We start from the raw sequence: 19,938 nt of genomic DNA on the forward strand, positions 1-19,938 counted from the left end.
CGATGAAAAAACTCATGATTGGCTTACTGAGCCTCGCCTGTGTTTTCAGCGCCCAGTCCGCTGACCGCCTGGTGGTGGCGGGCGGTTCGCTTAGCGAACTGATTTACGCCATGGGCGTCGGCAACCGGGTGGTTGGCGTCGATGAAACCACCTCGTACCCACCTGAAACTGCCGCACTCCCGCATATCGGCTACTGGAAGCAGTTAAGCAGCGAGGGCATTTTATCGCTGCACCCAGACAGCTTTATCACCTGGCAGGATGCAGGCCCTCAAATCGTTTTGGATCAGCTCCGGGCGCAGAAAGTTAACGTCGTTACATTGCCGCGCGTACCGGCCACCGTCGAGCAGATGTACGCCAACATTCGGGAGTTGGCTCAAACGCTGCGCATTCCTGAACAAGGTGAAGCGCTGGTCAATCGCCTGCATCAACGTCTGGATCGTGTTCAGCACAGCGTGGCGGCGAAAAATGCGCCGGTCAAAGCCATGTTCATTCTCTCCGCTGGCGGCAGCGCGCCGCAGGTCGCCGGCAAGGGCAGCGTTGCCGATGCCATTATGACCCTTGCAGGCGCACAAAATGTCGCCACCCACGTGCAGTATAAAAGTTACAGCGCGGAGTCGCTGATCGCCGCCAACCCGGAGGTGATCGTGGTGACGTCGCAAATGGTGGATGGCGATCTGGCTCGTCTGAGCGCGATTGCCGGTATTACCCACACTGCGGCCTGGAAAAACCAGCGCATTGTGGCGGTAGACCAGGCGCTGATTCTGGGAATGGGGCCTCGCGTCGCCGATGCGGTTGAAGCCCTGCACCAGCAATTCTGGCCTCACTAACTGGATTTATAAAAAAGAATGAAAACTGAACACTCCCTGGATCTCACCGCGCATTTTGCGCTTGAGGGAAGTCAGCCCTTTAAGGATCGCCGCGCCACAATGCCATGGCGCGGGGCGATCCCGATTGCCAAAGAGCTATTGTCACAAACCTGGCAGGATGTTATCAGCCAGCCTACCCCGCCGCGTAAACGGCTGGTGTACTTGCATATCCCTTTTTGTGCAACGCATTGTACTTTCTGCGGTTTTTATCAAAACCGGTTCGAAGAAGATCACTGCGCCCGCTACACCAACGCGCTGTTGCGCGAAATCGAGATGGAAGCCGATAGCGCATTACATCAGTCAGCCCCAATTCACGCCGTCTATTTTGGCGGCGGTACGCCTTCCGCGCTGTCAGCACGGGATCTGGGCAGAATCATCACCGCGCTGCGTGAAAAGTTACCGCTGGCACCGGACTGCGAAATTACCATTGAGGGACGAGTGCTCAATTTTGACGATGCGCGAATTGATGCCTGCCTTGACGCTGGCGCCAATCGGTTTTCGATCGGTATTCAATCTTTTAACAGCCGGATCCGCAAGAAAATGGCGCGCACCTCAGACGGCCCGACCGCAATTGCCTTTATGCAGGGGCTGGTAAAACGGGATCGTGCCGCCGTGGTATGCGATCTGTTGTTTGGTCTGCCAGGACAAGATGCAAAACTGTGGGGCGACGATCTGGCGATTGCCCGTGACATCGGCCTCGACGGCGTAGATCTTTATGCGCTGAACCTGATCCCCAATACACCGCTTGGCAAAGCAGTTGAAACCGGGCGCACAACCGTTCCCTCTCCCGCCGAACGTCGCGATCTCTATCTTCAGGGTTGCGATTTCATGGACAGCGCGGGCTGGCGCTGCATCAGCAACAGCCACTGGGCGCGTACCACGCGTGAACGCAATCTGTACAACCTGCTGATTAAACAGGGAGCGGACTGTCTGGCATTCGGCTCAGGCGCCGGGGGATCAGTCAATGGCTATTCCTGGATGGTCGAGCGCAATCTGACGACATGGCATGAATCTATCGCAGCCGGGAAAAAACCGCTAATGATGATGATGCGTACCGCCGAGCGTGGTTTCCAGTGGCGACACTCTCTCCAGGCGGGCATTGAAACGGCCCGCGTCCCGCTGGATGAACTGACGCCTCATGCACAAAAACTAACCCCGCTACTGACCCAATGGCATCACGCAGGACTGACGCGAGATGCCAGCACCTGCGTGCGCCTGACCAATGAAGGGCGTTTTTGGGCGAGCAATATTTTGCAGTCTCTTGATGAACTTATTCAGGCACTTAACGCGCCGCGCATTGCGGTAGAACAACCATACCAGGAGTGAATTATGAGCCATGTCTCTTTACAGGATTTTTTGAAAACTGAACCGGACGGTACGCTGGAAGCTATCGCTGCCCAGTACAACACCACGCTGCTGGAGGTGGTGAAAAACCTCCCCTCCCCGACGCTGGTTTCCGGCGATCAATTTGATACTGTCTGGGAAACCGTCAGCGAATGGGGCAAAGTCACCACCCTGGTCCATACTGCTGATGTCATTCTGGAATTCACCGGGGAATTACCTTCCGGATTCCACCGTCATGGCTACTTCAACCTGCGCGGCAAAAAAGGCATGACCGGTCATATCAAGGCAGAAAACTGTACGCATATTGCCCTGATTGAACGCAAATTTATGGGAATGGACACCGCGTCCATTCTCTTCTTTAACCAGGCGGGTAGCGCGATGTTCAAAATTTTCCTCGGTCGGGATGAACATCGACAGTTACTGGCCGAACAGGTCAGCGCCTTTCACGCGTTGTCTTCATCTTTAAAGGAACATGCCTGATGGCTCCATGGCTCATTTTTGGTGCGGGTGGTAGCGGCGTCGGTGCGAAAACGCTTGAACTCGCACTGGCGGAACAACGTCCGGTGATTGTTGTCGTTCGCAACGCACAGGTCGCTGCAGGGTTGCAGGAAAAAGGTGTGCAGGTCTTCATCGGCGACGCCTGCGATAGTCAGGTCACCGCCTGTGCCTGTCGCGCAGCGGGTCAACATGCCACGGTGATCTCCTCCATGGGCGGCGCCCAGGATTATCTGGCGCACAGAACCGTCATTGATGAAGCAGAAAAAGCGGAGATCAAGCGCATGATTCTGGTGACCTCACTCGGCTGCGGTGACAGTTGGCCTTTTCTTTCTTCACGCGCAAAGGCCGCATTTGGTCAGGCTGTACGCGAAAAATCGTTGGCTGAAAGCTGGCTACAAACCAGTCGACTGGACTACGCCATTCTCCGCCCCGGCGGTTTGCTGAACGGTGCAGCCACCTGCCAGGCGCAACGAATACAGGCTCAGGAGTGTCACGGCTTTGTAATGCGTGCAGATGTTGCGAAGCATATTCACGAACTGGCCACTGCGCCAGCACTTAATAACCAGATTTACAGTTTGGTTGAGCCGGGACTGAAACCCGCGTAAACCCCTCACGGCGCGGGAACTCCGCGCCGCAAAGACGTTATGGAGCGTTACGTGCTTAAGGACTCGCTTTCTTCCGTCAGCATCCTGACGGGTCTTTCTCTTTTGCTGGTTGCTCTGATGCTCTTCGGTGCCAGCCAGGGGGCGCTGAACATTAGCTTCAGCGCTCTGTTCAACGACGAATATCGTGATATCTGGTTAAACATCCGCCTGCCTCGCGTGCTGCTGGCCGTTCTGGTCGGTGCTGCGCTGGCGACGGCAGGGGTCATCATGCAGGGACTTTTTCGCAATCCGATGGCCGATCCTGGCCTGCTTGGCGTCAGCAGCGGCTCCGCGCTGATGGTCGGCATCGCGATAGTTATCCCATTTTCGTTCCCCGTAGTGCTGGTGCTGTATGAGCAGATGATTTTTGCCGTCGCAGGCAGCATGGTGGTCTGCACGATTATTTTCCTGATAAGCCAGCGTCATAACCACGGTGGAATGATGCAACTGCTGTTAGCCGGTATCGCTATCAATGCCCTGTGCGGTTCGGCTATTGGCGTACTAAGCTATGTGGGCGACGAGCAGCAGCTACGTCAACTTACATTGTGGATGATGGGAAATCTCGGCCAGGCCCAATGGCCAACGCTGTTGGTTGCCAGCACGTTTGTTCTTCCAGCCATTGTTGTAACCATCTGCATGGCGGGAACGCTTAATTTACTGCAGTTGGGTGATGAAGAGGCGCATTACCTCGGCGTAAACGTCAAACGTAAGCGGCAGCAGTTGCTGTTGCTCAGTTCGCTCCTGGTTGGCGCTGCGGTTTCCGTCAGCGGCGTAATTGGTTTTATTGGCCTGGTGATCCCACATCTGATCAGAATGACGACCGGTGCCGATCATCGCTGGTTGATTCCCTGCTCTACGCTGGCCGGTGCCTGTTTACTTCTGATTGCCGACACGTTGGCCCGCACACTTGTTCAGCCAGCCGAAATGCCCGTTGGCCTGTTAACCAGCCTGATCGGTGGACCGTATTTCCTGTGGTTAATACTGCGTAGCCGGAGGGTGTCATGATCGTCGCTGAAAATCTGGTCTACCACATTCAGGGAAGACGACTGACCGACGACGTTTCCCTGACGCTACCTGATGGAGAGATCATCGCGATTCTTGGCCCGAACGGAGCCGGGAAATCGACGCTGCTACGCCAGCTTACGGGATATCTGCAGCCCCACAGTGGGCGTTGTAGCATGTTTGGCAAGCCGCTGGACAAGTGGTCAATCACCGAGCTGGCAAAAACCCGTGCCGTGATGCGCCAGAATAGTCATATGGCCTTCCCGTTTAGCGTTCAGGAGGTCATTCGCATGGGCAGACATCCGTATCGTACGCGCAACACGGGCGATGAAACGGAGTACATCATGGCATTGTGTGATTGCCAGACGCTGGCCGCACGCGATTACCGGCATCTGTCGGGAGGAGAACAACAGCGGGTACAACTGGCGCGCCTGCTGGTTCAGCTTTGGGAGCCCGAGCCTGGGCCGAAATGGTTGTTTCTTGATGAACCCACCTCCGCGCTGGATATTCACCACCAGCAGCACCTTTTTCGTCTGCTACGTCGTCTGGTGCGTGAACGGCAGTTTAACGTCTGCTGCGTCCTGCACGATCTCAACCTCGCGGCGCGCTATGCCGACCGCGTGGTATTGATGGAGCGCGGCAGAATAATTGATAACGGATATCCGCAGGATGTTCTGAAGCAACGGTCGCTGAACGCGCTGTACGGTGCCGATCTCACGGTCATAAATGAACCGAAGCATCGAACGCCAATTATCGTCCTCAATCAATAACAGACCGGGAACCCCTGACGTGGCGTTCCCGTTTTTCTCCCTTTACACCCTTTTTTCACCTTTTCTAAAAACGCCCTTGACCTTCCCCTTGCTGGAAGGTTTAACCTTTATCACAGTCAGTTAATCCTGCAAAAAAGGAGTTGGTTATGTCTCAAACAATCGATCTAACCCTGGACGGCCTGTCCTGTGGTCACTGCGTAAAACGCGTTAAAGAAAGTCTGGAACAACGTCCGGACGTTGAGCAAGCGGATGTCACCGTGACAGAAGCGCATGTTACCGGGAGCGCCAGCGCAGAAGCGCTGATTGAAACCATTAAACAAGCCGGTTACGGCGCGGAGTTAAGCCACCCAAAGGCTAAACCGCTGACGGAGTCATCAATCCCGTCGGAAGCACTGGCAGCGGTCCCTTCCGAGCTTCCGGCAGCTACGGCTGATGATGACAGCCAACAGTTGCTGTTAAACGGCATGAGCTGCGCCAGTTGTGTGACCCGCGTACAAAATGCATTGCAAAGTGTACCGGGCGTCACGCAGGCACGGGTAAACCTGGCGGAACGCACTGCGCTGGTAATGGGCAGTGCCTCCGCCGCAGATTTAGTACAAGCGGTTGAAAAAGCGGGCTACGGCGCAGAAGCGATTGAAGATGATGCTAAGCGTCGCGAACGTCAGCAAGAAACCGCCGTGGCAACCATGAAACGTTTTCGCTGGCAGGCAGCCGTCGCGCTGCTCCTGGGTATCCCGGTGATGGTATGGGGCATGATTGGCGACAACATGATGGTGAGCGACGACAACCGCAGCCTGTGGCTGATGATTGGTCTGGCAACGCTTGCCGTGATGGTTTTCGCGGGCGGTCACTTTTACCGCAATGCGTGGAAAAGCCTGATGAACGGCACCGCGACCATGGATACGCTGGTGGCGCTGGGTACGGGGGTGGCATGGCTCTATTCCATGAGCGTCAACCTCTGGCCGCAATGGTTCCCGATGGAAGCGCGACACCTCTATTATGAAGCCAGTGCCATGATTATCGGTCTGATTAACCTCGGACACATGCTGGAAGCGCGGGCTCGCCAACGCTCGTCTAAAGCACTGGAAAAACTGCTCGATCTGACACCGCCGACCGCACGCGTCGTCACTGACGAAGGTGAAAAGAACGTGCCGCTGGCAGAGGTGCAGGCTGGAATGTTGCTGCGCCTGACCACCGGTGACCGCGTTCCGGTTGATGGCGAAATCACTCAGGGTGAAGCCTGGCTGGATGAGGCCATGCTGACCGGGGAACCGATTCCACAGCAAAAAGGCGCAGGCGATAGCGTCCACGCCGGTACGGTCGTACAGGACGGTAGCGTGCTGTTCCGCGCCAGCGCTGTTGGCAGTCACACCACGCTGTCGCGCATTATTCGTATGGTGCGCCAGGCGCAAAGCAGCAAACCGGAGATTGGCAAACTGGCCGACCGCATCTCGTCGGTGTTCGTTCCGGTCGTGGTCGCCATTGCGCTGGTCAGTGCGGCTATCTGGTATTTCTTTGGACCGGCACCGCAGATTGTCTATACGCTGGTAATCGCCACCACCGTCCTGATTATTGCCTGCCCTTGTGCGCTGGGTCTGGCAACGCCGATGTCGATTATTTCCGGCGTCGGGCGTGCCGCTGAATTTGGGGTGCTGGTACGTGATGCCGATGCGCTGCAGCGCGCCAGCACGCTCGATACCATCGTGTTTGATAAAACCGGGACGCTAACTGAAGGCAAACCACAGGTTGTCGCCTTCAAAACGTTTGGCAATACCGACGAAGCGCTGGCAATTCGTCTGGCAGCGGCCCTTGAACAGGGTTCCAGCCACCCGTTAGCCAGGGCGATTTTGGACAAAGCAGGTGATGTCACGCTGCCGCAGGTCAACGGTTTCCGTACGCTGCGCGGTTTAGGCGTCAGTGGCGAAACGGAAGGTCATTCGCTGCTGCTGGGAAACCAGGCGCTGCTCAATGAACAGCAGGTAGATACCACTGAAATGGAGGCTGAAATCACCGCTCAGGCTTCCCAAGGCTCAACCCCAGTACTGTTAGCGATTGACGGTAAAGCGGCAGCGCTGTTAGCGGTACGTGATCCTCTGCGTAGCGACAGCGTGGCAGCACTCCAGCGTCTGCACCGCGCCGGGTATCGTCTGGTGATGCTCACCGGCGACAACCCAACGACCGCCAACGCCATTGCCAAAGAGGCGGGTATTGATGAGGTGATTGCTGGCGTTCTGCCTGACGGTAAAGCCGAGGCAATTAAACGTCTGCAGAGCCAGGGGCGTCAGGTTGCCATGGTCGGTGACGGTATCAACGATGCGCCTGCACTGGCTCAGGCTGACGTAGGGATTGCCATGGGTGGCGGCAGCGATGTGGCGATTGAAACCGCCGCGATTACGCTGATGCGCCATAGCCTGATGGGCGTTGCCGATGCGCTGTCTATCTCCCGGGCAACGCTGCGCAATATGAAGCAGAACCTGCTCGGCGCGTTTATCTATAACAGCATCGGTATCCCCGTTGCCGCCGGGATTTTGTGGCCGTTCACCGGAACACTGCTCAACCCGGTCGTTGCCGGGGCGGCGATGGCGCTCTCCTCCATTACCGTGGTGAGCAACGCTAATCGACTGCTGCGCTTCAAACCTAAAGAGTAAGCCTTTACCGGATGGCGCTCTGAACGGAGCCCCAAATCATTCGCGTTGCCTCAAGGCGGCAAGTATAAAAACCCCAGGAGCATAGCCAACTATGTGACTGGGGTTTTTGCTCGCTGCCAATAAAGAAGCTGAGCGAATGATGAAGTGTATTTGCACCTTCCAGGACCACGCGCTAGCATGGAAGTCTACTTAGGGAGGCCGTATGGATCTGTTGTACCGGGTAAAATCATTTTTCACCGCGCTACGCGGCAACCACTATACCTGGCCTGCCATCGACATCTCCTTGCCCGGAAACCGCCATTTTCATCTGATTGGCAGTATTCACATGGGCAGCCGCGATATGGCGCCTCTGCCTGCCAAATTACTCAAAAAGCTCCAGCGTGCCGATGCGCTCATTGTCGAAGCCGATGTTTCCGGCGACGACGCGCCGTTTGCCAACCTTCCGACCTTTGCCGCACTGGAAGAGCGCATCAGCCCAGAGCTGCTAGATAATCTGCACAAAGTCACCGACGAGCTGGGTATTTCCTCTTCCCTGCTGTCTACCCAGCCGCTGTGGCAAATCGCCATGGTCTTGCAGGCAACGCAGGCGCAGCAGTTGGGGTTGCGGGCAGAATACGGCATTGATTACCAACTTCTGAATGCGGCAAAACAGGTGCATAAACCCATAATCGAGCTGGAAGGCGCATCCAGCCAAATCGAGCTGTTGTGTCAGTTACCCGATAACGGACTGGCTCTACTGGACGATACCCTGACGCACTGGCATACCAATGCCAGACTGCTACAACAGATGATGGGCTGGTGGCTTAAAACGCCGCCACGCAATAGCGAACTCACTCTACCCAATACTTTTAGCCAGTCGCTGTATGACGTTTTGATGCATCAGCGTAATGTGGCCTGGCGCGATCGACTCAGGGCGATGCCTGCCGGGCACTATGTCGTGGCCGTTGGCGCGCTGCATTTGTATGGAGAAGGAAATTTGCCGGAGATGTTACGGTAAAAAAATGGCCAATATTGCTATTGGCCCGTCAAAGAGGAATTTCATCATTATTATGATCCCGACGCTTAAAGCATCGGTGTAGTTCGATTGTCGCTCAAAGTCATCATCCTGCCAACACTATTGCGCAAGATGGTACTATTTTTTAGACAGACATCAGGCGTATGCTTGTGTCGTATTTTGTCTGGGCCAGGAAAATTGCTATGACACCCGCCGTTAAATTACTCGAAAAAAACAAAATTTCTTTCCAGATCCACACCTACGATCACGATCCGTCCGAGACGAACTTTGGTGACGAAGTGGTACGCAAGTTAGGTCTGAATGCGGACCAGGTCTACAAAACGCTACTGGTTGCCGTGAATGGCGATATGAAGCACCTGGCGGTTGCCGTTACGCCGGTAGCCGGTCAACTGGATCTCAAAAAAGTCGCCAGGGCGTTGGGAGCCAAAAAGGTCGATATGGCCGATCCGATGATCGCGCAGCGAACCACCGGGTATCTGGTAGGCGGCATCAGCCCGCTGGGGCAGAAAAAAAGATTGCCAACGCTCATCGACGCTCCCGCCCAGACGTTTGACACCATTTATGTGTCCGGCGGCAAACGCGGGCTGGATATTGAACTGGCAGCGGGCGATTTGGCGAAAATTCTGGATGCGAAATTCGCCGATATCGCACGCCGTGATTAATTGTCTTTTGCCCGGTGATACGGCGATTGAGCCTACTATAACGTAGGGGCTTTCTACGACTCTCACCTTACGCTGAAAGATATGTTTCATACCGTGCACAGTAACGCCAAAAGTTCCCGGAGTCTCCGGCTCAGCCTCATGCGCTTGTTTGATTTAAATATTTTGAATAGCTGTTTGACGACTGACACTCATCACCAGTCGGCTATGTTCAATCCCGAGAAATTGAGGGAGGCGCAACAATAACCTGAACCATATACCCTATCTTCTGAAATTCATTAAAGTGTACGCAGAACGGCGGCGATATCATCAACCGTCATAAGACCTTGTGCGGCTAATACGGTAGGCTCCGACAGACGCATAAAGTCCGGCGTATCAATCCCATTATCCGCAAGGAAAAATAGCGCGGCAGCGGCGGCAGTGCGCTTATTGGCGTCATTGAAGACGTGACCGCGGGCAATGGCTACCAGATACATCGCCGCCAGGGTGTAAACGTCGTCAATGCCTTCATAGTGCGCCAGATTGAGGACGCGGGAACATACCGCCTCCACCAGTTCCGGCTCTTTCACGCCTGGTAGCCCTTTAGTGATCGCAAGGATGGAGTCATGCAACTGGATCACCAGCTCCGGTGCGAGAAAGTTGTAATTCATTTATCAACCAGCTCCACCATTAACGGATGAATGCGGCCCAGCAAGGTATCAATCTTCCGCTGGTTACGCTCTTTGCGCAGCTCCGTCAGCTCCCGCGCGGTAACGAGTGCCAGATCCTCACCGCCCCGACGCTGGAGAATAACGGTTTCACCCCGCGCCACCTCATCCCCCAGCGCGAACAGGTTTTTACGGGCTTCGGTCATTGCCAGTGTTTTCATATGGTACACCTTATAAGTACGTTAAACATGTACATATAGCATAGGGCATAACAGGCATCGTATCCACTGATTACACAACTCTCGTTAGGATTGACTAAAAATGAGTAACATAGGCGCAACTCAATATCGAGATTGCGCCCAACCGTCCGATACAGGGTGTGATTGGTGAAGACAGTTTGGACTCGGCCAGCGTGCAGGAACCGGAGCATAGAGGTAATAAGTAGGATTATTGGGCCGCCATGAAGGGCGGCCCGGAGGAGCGGATAAAATGATGCCCCAAATTGCCCTGTTACTGCCAGCTTACCTCACCCTTCGGCTCATACGCACCAGCATCGAGCGGTGAGTTCTTCTGCACGTACTCTTTCAGCACTTCCGCATCAATAAACCCGGTATTTACATAGCCAGGCTTGTTATCAATTCGCGGATAGCCATCGCCGCCGGTGGCATTGAAGCTCAGCGTTGCCATGCGATAGGTTTTGGCTGGATCAACGGGTTCGCCTTTAATTTTCAAATCGTTAAGCTTGCCGTCTTTCGCCACGAAGCTGACATTGGCAAACTGCGGATAGGCCCCGGAATCCGGCTTCATTTGCGCCACGGCGGTCAGATAGTCAATCACCTCTTTCCCGCTCATGTCGGCGTACACCACGATGTTACCGAACGGCTGCACTTTCAGCACGCTCTTATAGGTGATATCACCGCCTTCGATGGAGTCACGGATACCGCCGCCGCTCATCACGCCAAAATCAGCGCTGGTTCGCGCCATTTGCGCAGCCAGCAGTAAATGCCCCATGTTGGTCTGTACGAAACGGACTTTGCTACGGTCGCCTTCGAGGCGCGCATTGACGCTACCAATTTTCACGTCGAGCTGCGCTTTACCTTTATTCTGGAACGGCGTCAGCAGAGAAAGCATTTGCTGATTTTCTGCAATTTCCGGGGTGTAGAGTACGCGCTCACTTTTACCGTTGTCCCAGGTCACTTTTTTCTTAAGGTTGACGGGGATGAGCTGGTAGTTAACCATTTTCATTTCGCCATTGCGGAACTCAAAGTCCGCCCGCCCCACGTATTTCCCCCACTCATGCGCCTGCACAATCCAGATCCCGTTTTGCTTGTCTGGCGCACACGGCGTACCCGGTACGTAATCAACCTGCTTCTTGTTTTCCGCGGCCATACATACCGGATCCTGCGAGTGACCACCCACAATCATTGCCAGCGATCCCGCCGGCAGGCTGCGCGCCATTTCTACGTCGCCAGGCGCGTTCGAGCCGTGATTGCCATTGTCATAATGTCCCATATGGGTGGTCGCAATAATGATGTCCGGCTTTTCCCCCATGTTCAGTTCCTGGATAACCAGTTTGGCTTCATCAGCAGGTTTACGGAACTCAATATCGGTAAAGAACTCTGGGTTGCCAATTTTCGCCGTATCATCAGTGGTTAAACCGAGTACGGCAATTTTTAAATCCTGGCGCTTAAAGATGGCCCACGGCTTAAACAAACGCTCGCCGGTGCTTTTCTGATAGATATTGGCCGAGAGAAACGGGAATTTGGACCATTTTTCCTGCTGGCGCAATACGCTAAGCGGATTATCAAACTCGTGGTTTCCGACCGCCATCGCATCATAGCCAATCAGGTTCATTCCGCGAAAATCAGGTTCCGCATCCTGCAGATCAGACTCCGGTACGCCGGTATTAATGTCGCCACCGGAAAGTAGCAGTACACTGCCCCCTTCCTCAGCCACCTCTTTACGAATACCGTCCACCAGCGTTTTTTGTGCCGCCAGCCCGTATTCACCGTATTCGCTGCGCCAGAAGTGACCGTGATGATCGTTGGTATGCAGAATGGTAATTTTGTAGGTTTTATCTTTTTCGTACGCCTGTGCAGGTTGACCTGCCAGCGCAAATGCGGCTAATAACGCCAGCGCCACGCCCCGTTTTAAAAACTTCATATTTCACTCCCTGACTCAATATCAACCGCCATACCCGTTATCCTTCAAATTACATGTGCGTTGGCTGCGCTCACTTCCCCCTGTCGCTTATGCAGTAAGCTCCTGGGACTCTCGCGTTTGCCGCCTACCTGTAAGTCGAATTAGTTCGGGCATAAAATTACAGCTACTGAAAATAATAGCCGAAAATGTTTTCAGAAATGAGACTTCCTTCAAACACCTTCCGCAGGTATGTTAGTCAGGTAATAATAACAAATTAGATTACCCTCATAATCGCAACCCAAACAGAAGTGACTTTCTATGGCAATAAGTGAACCAACCCAGCCAGTGGCTGGCGCGTCAGCGTCGGTTGCTAAAGCACGCACCTCATTTGGCATTTTAGGGGCAATCAGCCTCTCCCATCTGCTAAACGATATGATCCAGTCGCTGATCCTGGCGATTTATCCGCTATTGCAGTCAGAGTTCTCGCTGACGTTTATGCAGATAGGGATGATTACCCTGACCTTCCAGCTTGCTTCCTCACTGCTGCAACCGGTTGTGGGTTACTGGACGGATAAATACCCAATGCCGTGGTCGCTGCCCATTGGGATGTGCTTCACGCTGAGTGGGCTTGTTTTGCTGGCCATGGCCGGCAGTTTCCATATGGTCCTGCTCGCCGCAGCGCTGGTTGGTACCGGCTCTTCGGTATTTCACCCGGAATCATCCCGCGTGGCGCGAATGGCCTCCGGCGGTCGTCACGGTCTTGCCCAGTCAATTTTCCAGGTTGGCGGCAACTTCGGTAGCTCTCTGGGACCATTACTGGCGGCTGTCATCATCGCGCCATATGGTAAGGGTAATGTGGCCTGGTTTGTGCTGGCTGCGTTATTAGCGATTGTCGTTCTGGCGCAAATCAGCCGTTGGTATGCCGCGCAGCACCGGATGAGTAAAGGAAAACCGAAAGTCGCCATCGTGAATCCGTTACCACGGAATAAAGTGGTGTTGGCGGTAAGCATCCTGTTGGTGCTGATTTTCTCCAAATACTTCTATATGGCGAGCATCAGCAGCTATTACACCTTTTATCTGATGCAAAAATTCGGATTATCGGTACAAAATGCCCAGTTTCACTTGTTTGCCTTCCTGTTTGCCGTCGCAGCCGGGACGGTGATTGGTGGACCATTGGGCGATAAAATTGGCAGAAAATATGTTATTTGGGGCTCTATCCTCGGCGTAGCACCCTTTACCCTCTTTTTACCCTACGCAACGCTGGAATGGACCGGGATTTTAACCGTGATCATTGGTTTTATCCTCGCATCGGCATTTTCTGCCATTCTGGTCTACGCGCAGGAGCTGCTTCCTGGCCGTATCGGCATGGTTTCTGGGCTATTTTTCGGTTTTGCCTTCGGCATGGGCGGCTTGGGAGCCGCGGTGTTAGGGCTGATTGCCGACCATACCAGCATCGATTTGGTCTACAAAATATGTGCTTTCCTGCCACTACTGGGGATACTGACCATATTCTTACCTGATAACCGACATAAAGCGTGATTTCCTGACGGCCAAAAGTAAATTTTGGCCGTCAGACTTACAGTAGCCATCAGCCTTTGCCTCTCACATACCGCTGTACTTTTCCGATCCGTGCTTTTTTACGTCTAAAATCCTATTTTCATCAAAATTCAATAATTATTCACAAACAAAAACATCAAAATTGTCATAAACTATTACTCGTCGTTTGAGTTTTCAGGATTATCACAGCAACCAAAGGAGACGGAATGCATCACGCCACCCCGCTTATCACCACCATTGTCGGCGGCCTTGTGCTCGCTTTTATATTAGGCATGATTGCCAATAAACTACGTATTTCTCCTCTGGTGGGATATCTGTTAGCGGGCGTTCTGGCCGGTCCATTTACACCTGGTTTTGTTGCTGATACCAAGTTAGCGCCTGAACTGGCCGAGCTTGGCGTAATCCTGCTGATGTTCGGCGTGGTGCTGCACTTTTCGCTGAAGGATTTGATGGCGGTAAAGTCTATCGCCATTCCCGGCGCGATTGCCCAGATAGCGGTGGCAACGCTGCTGGGCATGGCGCTTTCAGCGGTGATGGGCTGGTCGCTGATGGTTGGGATCGTGTTTGGTCTGTGTCTTTCAACCGCCAGTACCGTGGTGCTATTGCGTGCACTTGAAGAAAGGCAGCTCATTGACAGTCAGCGCGGGCAAATCGCCATTGGCTGGCTGATTGTCGAAGACCTGATGATGGTGCTGACGCTGGTTCTCCTGCCAGCCGTCGCTGGAATGCTGGAAAAAGAAGATGTCGGCTTTGCCTCGCTGGCCGTAGATATGGGCATTACCATCGGTAAGGTAGTGGCGTTTATCGCAATTATGATGCTGGTTGGTCGTCGCCTGGTGCCGTGGATTATGGCCCGTAGCGCCGCAACCGGCTCACGCGAACTGTTTACCCTGTCAGTCCTCGCCCTCGCATTAGGTATCGCATTTGGCGCAGTGGAGCTGTTCGATGTCTCCTTTGCACTGGGGGCATTCTTCGCCGGCATGGTGCTGAACGAATCTGAACTGAGTCACCGTGCGGCGCATGACACCCTGCCGCTGCGCGATGCGTTCGCCGTACTGTTCTTCGTTTCCGTCGGGATGCTCTTTGATCCCATGATTCTGATTCAGCAGCCGCTGGCGGTGCTGGGCACGCTGGCGATTATCATCTTTGGTAAATCCCTTGCCGCCTATTTCCTGGTGCGCCTGTTTGGTCACTCCCAACGCACAGCGCTCACCATTGCCACCAGCCTGGCGCAGATTGGTGAATTTGCCTTTATCCTGGCGGGTCTGGGCATGGCGTTAAACCTGCTGCCGCAGGCCGGACAGAATCTGGTGCTGGCGGGGGCGATCCTGTCCATCATGCTTAACCCGGTGCTGTTCGCGGTGTTAGAAAAATATCTCGCCAAAACAGAAACGCTGGAAGAACAGACGCTGGAAGAGGCTATTGAAGAAGAGAAGCAAATTCCGGTGGATATCTGCAATCACGCCCTGCTGGTTGGCTTTGGGCGCGTCGGTAGCCTGCTGGGCGAGAAATTGATGGCTGCGGGGATCCCGCTGGTAGTTATCGAAACCTCACGCACCCGAGTGGATGAACTGCGCGAGCGCGGGATCCGCGCGGTGCTGGGAAATGCCGCCAACGAAGAAATTATGAATCTGGCGCATCTGGATTGCGCACGCTGGCTGCTGCTGACTATTCCCAATGGCTATGAAGCGGGTGAAATTGTCGCTTCAGCACGCGAGAAGTGCCCGTCGATTGAAATTATCGCCCGCGCGCATTATGACGACGAGGTGGAATACATTACCGAACGCGGCGCCAATCAGGTCGTCATGGGTGAGCGTGAAATCGCCCGTACCATGCTGGAGCTGATTGAAACGCCGCCTGCTGGTGAGGTGGTCGTTACAGGCTGATGTCGTTGCCGGATGACGCTATCGCTTATCCGGCATGTGCATGATTTAACGATCCCAGTACGACTCTTCGAGGCTATCTTCGCGTTCCGGCAAACCGCGCGTCAGGCGCGGGGAATGCTGGTTCAGTACCTGATAACTCACGCGATTCGCATATTTACACACCTGGGCTAACGACGAATAGGTCAGCCAGGTGAACTTGTGCTTGCTGGAGTTAGGCACGTTGCTGCGGTGATAGCTGTTAGCGGTAATATCATGCAGCAATGCCGCCAGCGCGCCGTCGCCAGCGCCGTTGGTATTCATGATCTTCTCTGGGCCGCCCATATACGGCGCGATGTGCGAATACACACGCAGCGGATTGGTACAATCTTTATGGCGCATGGCGCGGCTAAACTCGTACTGGTTGAATTCGGCAATGGCCCCAGGCAGCAGCGGATGCTGGGTTTTACGTTTGACTTCTTCTTCCGTAAAGCCCGCCATATAAAGACCCGCCGGACCCGCTGTGCACAGCACCAGATCCACCCAATCCAGCGCCTTGTCGGACGCCAGCAGCGGATCGTTTTCGCCGGTCAGCGCTTCGGCCTCTTCTTCATTCATCGCCAGAATTGAGACATGCTCTTTCAGGAATGCCTGCCACCACTGCGGATTATCGGCAATGACAAATTTGGTGCCCAGCGTCAGTACCACCGGTACATTGTGTTTTTTAGCAAATTCGATCGCCTTCATGGTCGCTTCCGGCATTGGCTCGCCCGGCTCGCAGCGCACCAGATAGGACGTCAGCACAAGCGCGGACGCTCCGGCAATCACCGATTCAGGGATGCTATCCGCCCGTAGCTTGTTCATATGCCCTGGGCTGATTGCAAAGGTACGCTCACCGGACTCGCCAATCAGCGTAAAGCAGCGACCAATCGGTCCATCTACGCCCTGCAGGTAGTTCAGATCGGTACGACTGGAGGTATTGCATAAATAGCGGTACGCATAGCTGCCAATCTCGATATTGCTGCACATCACACCCAGCAGCACCGAGCGGTCATCCGCCAGCACGGAGTAGTTGTGCATTGTATTACCGATAGTACCGCCCGCAAACTGATGGGTGATCAAATTTTCACGCACCAGTTCCTGGTAGAGCGCTTCAGCGACATCATCTGCAATCACCAGAGAGTGCCCGGCGCTTAATCCATAACGTTTTACAAAGTTATCATCAACTTTGGCTTCAATATCCACCAGCGTCTGGTCAATACCCACCACCCAGGCTGCGCTGGTTTCATTTTCTGGCTGAATTTGTTGCAGCAACGGATCGCGCGCGCTGACGGGAAAATAGTGTTTGGATTTACGTTTACCGGGAAATTTCATGGTCGATTTTACGGGTGGTTAGCTGAGCGATGCATGGTAGCACATTCCCCGCTGCGCATGCGATGCGGCGCTGAGTTTCAATATCGGACGGTGAGATCGCAGTTTATCCGGGATGAATTTCTACAATAACTCACCTTCACAAGGAGCGCTTTATGAAGCCGGAAAACAAGATCCCCGTACTCGACAACATTTCGGATGAAATGAAAAGTGTGGTGAATTTTCATCGCGAAGATTTGCCGCCGTGGCCCGCTGCCGATGACTTTGTGGCCCAGCGTAAACACTACATTCATGAACGGCAGTTGTGGAATGCCGATGCCCCACAGATGAATACCCGAGAATGCGTTATTTCCACCGCATGCGGCCCCGTTGCCACACGAATTTACGCTCCGCTGCCCCATAGCCAGGCGACGCTATATTACCTGCACGGCGGCGGTTTTATTCTCGGTAATCTGGATACCCACGATCGCATTATGCGTTTACTGGCGCGCTATACGCAGTGCACGATAATTGGCATCGACTATTCGCTTTCGCCAGAGGCCCGCTACCCGCAAGCCATCGAAGAGATTGTCGCCGTCTGTCAGTACTTTTATCAGCACGCTGGCGATTATTCCCTTAATGTGAATCATATTGGTTTTGCGGGCGATTCCGCCGGGGCCATGCTGGCGCTTGCCAGCGCGTTGTGGTTGCGGGATAAACACATTGCCTGCGGCAAGGTGGCTGGCGTGCTGTTGTGGTATGGGCTTTACGGCCTGCAGGATTCACTGAGCCGACGGCTAATGGGCGGAGCCTGGGATGGTTTAACTCGCGAGGATCTGCAGATGTACGAAAACGCGTACCTGCGTAGCGCCGACGATCGTGAATCACCGTACTATTGCCTGTTTAATAACGACCTGACGCGCGACGTGCCGCCGTGTTTTATCGCCGGTGCGGAGTTTGATCCGCTGATTGACGACAGCCGCTTATTGTTCCAGACGCTACAGGCGCATCAGCAGCCCTGCCAGTACAAAATGTACCCCGGCACGTTGCACGCCTTCCTGCACTATTCGCGGATGATGAAAACCGCCGACGATGCGTTACGGGAGGGCGCGCGTTACTTCAGAGCGCAGCTTTAACGGTAGGCTGCGGTCAGTTTAACCATCATTTCGATATGTTCCGGTGTGGCATTCAGCGCCGGAATATACTCATATTGCTTACCGCCTGCCTCAAGGAAAATCTCCCGGTTTTGCACCGCTATCTCTTCCAGCGTTTCGAGACAATCAGCCGCGAAGCCCGGACACATGACCTGGATATGTCGGGTCCCTTTCTCCGCCAGCATTTTTAACGTTTCATCGGTATATGGCGTTAACCACGGTTCACGGCCAAAACGAGACTGGAAGGTCATCATCACTTTTTCCGGCGGCAAGCCAAGCGCAGAAACCAGCTCACGAGTCGTATCGCGACAGCGCTGCGGGTAGTCATCGCCTTCATCGGCGTAGCGCTGCGGAATGCCGTGATAGGAAAGCAGCAGCAAATCGGGTTCACCATGTTGAGCAAACGAATCACGGGCGCTCTTGGCCAGCGCATCAATGTAGCTGCTGTCATCAGCGTAATCACGAATAAATGAGATACCAGGAATACTGCGTTTACGCGCTAAGATTCGCGCCAGTTCATCCCAGACTGCCGCCACGGTAGAACAGGAATATTGCGGGTACAGCGGTAACACCACCATGTGTTCAACTCCGCTTGCCAGCAGTTCATCGACCGCGCTTTCAAGCGACGGTGAACCGTAGCTCATCCCCAGCGCGACAGGCGTATTTGGCAGACGTTGTGCCAGCGCCTGCTGTTGCGCCTTGCTGTAGACCATCAGCGGGGAACCGTCTTCCATCCAGATTGACTGGTACAGCTTTGCCACGCGTGGCGCACGTAGCGGCAAAATCACACCACGCAGCAGCGGCCACCACAGCGCAGGTGACGTATCGACTACGCGTTGATCGCTTAAAAACTGGCGCAGGTAGCGCTTAACGGCTTCGGGGGTTGGGGCATCGGGAGTGCCGAGGTTTGCCAGCAGGATACCGGTTTTCGTCTGACGCATTACCGCCTCTTATCGATTCAAATTGTTGATAATTGTAGCGGAAAAGCGATAAAGAAGAACTAATTGCTGTGAAAGGTAAGACGAGAATTTGCCTGATGGCGCTGTGCTTATCAGGCCTACATAAAATCGTAGGCCGGATAAGGTGTTTACACCGCCATCCGGCATTGACTGCGCTAAAACTTAACCGAGGATTTTTTCCAGCGCTGCGCGAACGTCAGCCACAGCCTGGGTGCCGTCAACTTTCGCGTATTTGGTGTTACCCGCCTGCGCTTCTTTAGAGTAGTAGCCGATCAGCGGAGCGGTCATCTGATGGTATTCCACCAGGCGCTTACGTACGGTCTCTTCCTGATCGTCTTTACGGGTGGTCAGCTCTTCGCCGGTCACGTCGTCTTTGCCTTCAACCTTAGGCGGGTTGAATTTGATGTGGTAAACGCGGCCAGAAGCAGCGTGTACGCGACGACCCACGATACGGTCAACGATCAGCTCGTCCGGAACGTCGAATTCAAGAACGTAGTCCACGTTGATGCCTGCTTCTTTCATGGCATCAGCCTGCGGAATAGTACGCGGGAAGCCATCAAGCAGGAAACCATTACGGCAGTCTTCCTGAGCAATACGCTCTTTTACCAGCGCGATCACCAGCTCATCAGTCACCAGCTTACCGGCGTCCATGATGTCTTTCGCTTGTTTGCCCAGCTCGGAGCCAGATTTCACGGCAGCACGCAGCATATCACCGGTGGAGATTTGCGGAATACCATACTTCTCCATGATGAACTGAGCCTGAGTTCCTTTACCCGCGCCCGGAGCGCCAAGCAGAATGATACGCATTACGAAAATCCCCT

Annotated in this window: 18 protein-coding genes; 12 read left to right on the forward strand and 6 right to left on the reverse strand. The window is 54.2% G+C overall.

Features of this window, described 5'->3' with window-relative positions; all coding sequences use genetic code 11:
* Nucleotides 1–2 precede the first annotated feature (2 nt).
* From O6D90_RS17465 to ybaK, 9 genes are all read left to right on the forward strand, one after another.
* Nucleotides 3–827, forward strand: coding sequence for a heme/hemin ABC transporter substrate-binding protein (locus tag O6D90_RS17465; RefSeq protein WP_016155888.1), 825 nt, complete (start codon nt 3–5; stop codon nt 825–827).
* An 18-nt stretch (nt 828–845) separates the two neighbouring features.
* Entirely contained in the window at nt 846–2,192 is a 1,347-nt protein-coding gene (gene hutW, locus O6D90_RS17470; RefSeq protein WP_016155887.1) for a heme anaerobic degradation radical SAM methyltransferase ChuW/HutW, read from the forward strand.
* 3 nt (nt 2,193–2,195) lie between these two features.
* Nucleotides 2,196–2,690 (forward strand): heme utilization cystosolic carrier protein HutX, encoded by a 495-nt coding sequence (gene hutX / locus O6D90_RS17475; protein WP_016155886.1) that lies wholly within the window; start codon nt 2,196–2,198, stop codon nt 2,688–2,690.
* Nucleotides 2,690–3,313 carry an anaerobilin reductase gene (gene chuY, locus O6D90_RS17480; RefSeq protein WP_016155885.1) on the forward strand — a complete coding sequence of 208 codons (624 nt, stop codon included), beginning with the start codon at nt 2,690–2,692 and terminating at the stop codon, nt 3,311–3,313. Before hutX ends, chuY begins: the two co-directional genes overlap by 1 nt.
* A gap of 51 nt (nt 3,314–3,364) precedes the next feature.
* Nucleotides 3,365–4,357, forward strand: coding sequence for a FecCD family ABC transporter permease (locus O6D90_RS17485; protein WP_016152096.1), 993 nt, complete (start codon nt 3,365–3,367; stop codon nt 4,355–4,357).
* Entirely contained in the window at nt 4,354–5,124 is a 771-nt protein-coding gene (locus O6D90_RS17490; RefSeq protein WP_016155884.1) for a heme ABC transporter ATP-binding protein, read from the forward strand. Before O6D90_RS17485 ends, O6D90_RS17490 begins: the two co-directional genes overlap by 4 nt.
* Nucleotides 5,125–5,270: 146 nt before the next feature.
* Nucleotides 5,271–7,772 carry a copper-exporting P-type ATPase CopA gene (copA, locus tag O6D90_RS17495; protein WP_271143177.1) on the forward strand — a complete coding sequence of 834 codons (2,502 nt, stop codon included), beginning with the start codon at nt 5,271–5,273 and terminating at the stop codon, nt 7,770–7,772.
* 202 nt (nt 7,773–7,974) lie between these two features.
* Nucleotides 7,975–8,769 carry a TraB/GumN family protein gene (locus O6D90_RS17500; protein ID WP_016155882.1) on the forward strand — a complete coding sequence of 265 codons (795 nt, stop codon included), beginning with the start codon at nt 7,975–7,977 and terminating at the stop codon, nt 8,767–8,769.
* Between the two features lie 200 nt (nt 8,770–8,969).
* The gene (gene ybaK / locus O6D90_RS17505; protein ID WP_016152092.1) at nt 8,970–9,449 is read left to right on the forward strand and encodes a Cys-tRNA(Pro)/Cys-tRNA(Cys) deacylase YbaK; all 480 of its coding nucleotides are present in this window, start codon (nt 8,970–8,972) and stop codon (nt 9,447–9,449) included.
* A gap of 275 nt (nt 9,450–9,724) precedes the next feature.
* Here the strand turns inward: ybaK and O6D90_RS17510 are convergent, their stop codons facing one another.
* The 3 genes from O6D90_RS17510 to ushA all read right to left on the reverse strand — a co-directional run bounded on the left by O6D90_RS17510 (nt 9,725) and on the right by ushA (nt 12,256).
* Nucleotides 9,725–10,096 carry a type II toxin-antitoxin system death-on-curing family toxin gene (locus tag O6D90_RS17510; protein ID WP_016152091.1) on the reverse strand — a complete coding sequence of 124 codons (372 nt, stop codon included), beginning with the start codon at nt 10,094–10,096 and terminating at the stop codon, nt 9,725–9,727.
* Nucleotides 10,093–10,314 (reverse strand): type II toxin-antitoxin system prevent-host-death family antitoxin, encoded by a 222-nt coding sequence (locus tag O6D90_RS17515; protein WP_016155881.1) that lies wholly within the window; start codon nt 10,312–10,314, stop codon nt 10,093–10,095. The genes O6D90_RS17510 and O6D90_RS17515 overlap by 4 nt, the downstream gene beginning before the upstream one ends.
* Nucleotides 10,315–10,603: 289 nt before the next feature.
* Complete coding sequence (gene ushA / locus O6D90_RS17520) at nt 10,604–12,256, reverse strand: bifunctional UDP-sugar hydrolase/5'-nucleotidase UshA (RefSeq protein ID WP_016155880.1); 1,653 nt, start codon at nt 12,254–12,256, stop codon at nt 10,604–10,606.
* Nucleotides 12,257–12,553: 297 nt separating this feature from the next.
* On the opposite strand from ushA, the gene fsr reads away from it, so the two are divergent.
* Nucleotides 12,554–13,774, forward strand: a complete 1,221-nt coding sequence (gene fsr / locus O6D90_RS17525) for a fosmidomycin MFS transporter (RefSeq protein WP_016155879.1) — start codon at nt 12,554–12,556, stop codon at nt 13,772–13,774.
* Between the two features lie 224 nt (nt 13,775–13,998).
* Nucleotides 13,999–15,678: a YbaL family putative K(+) efflux transporter gene (gene ybaL / locus O6D90_RS17530; RefSeq protein ID WP_271143178.1), complete on the forward strand. Its 1,680-nt coding sequence runs from the start codon at nt 13,999–14,001 to the stop codon at nt 15,676–15,678.
* Nucleotides 15,679–15,723: 45 nt separating this feature from the next.
* Here the strand turns inward: ybaL and gsk are convergent, their stop codons facing one another.
* Entirely contained in the window at nt 15,724–17,028 is a 1,305-nt protein-coding gene (gene gsk, locus O6D90_RS17535) for an inosine/guanosine kinase (RefSeq protein WP_016152086.1), read from the reverse strand.
* Nucleotides 17,029–17,180: 152 nt separating this feature from the next.
* On the opposite strand from gsk, the gene aes reads away from it, so the two are divergent.
* Nucleotides 17,181–18,140, forward strand: coding sequence for an acetyl esterase (aes, locus tag O6D90_RS17540; RefSeq protein WP_016155878.1), 960 nt, complete (start codon nt 17,181–17,183; stop codon nt 18,138–18,140).
* Here aes and hemH read toward each other — a convergent pair.
* Together hemH and adk are read right to left on the reverse strand one after the other, a co-directional pair.
* Nucleotides 18,137–19,099 (reverse strand): ferrochelatase, encoded by a 963-nt coding sequence (gene hemH, locus O6D90_RS17545; protein ID WP_016152084.1) that lies wholly within the window; start codon nt 19,097–19,099, stop codon nt 18,137–18,139. The two genes, aes and hemH, sit on opposite strands and share 4 nt — an antisense overlap.
* A gap of 180 nt (nt 19,100–19,279) precedes the next feature.
* The gene (gene adk / locus O6D90_RS17550; protein ID WP_003021773.1) at nt 19,280–19,924 is read right to left on the reverse strand and encodes an adenylate kinase; all 645 of its coding nucleotides are present in this window, start codon (nt 19,922–19,924) and stop codon (nt 19,280–19,282) included.
* Between the last annotated feature and the right edge of the window lie 14 nt (nt 19,925–19,938).

Origin of the sequence: Citrobacter sp. 21OH12SH02A-Citro (genome assembly GCF_027919895.1) — a bacterium.
Taxonomy (GTDB): Bacteria; Pseudomonadota; Gammaproteobacteria; order Enterobacterales; family Enterobacteriaceae; genus Citrobacter; species Citrobacter braakii.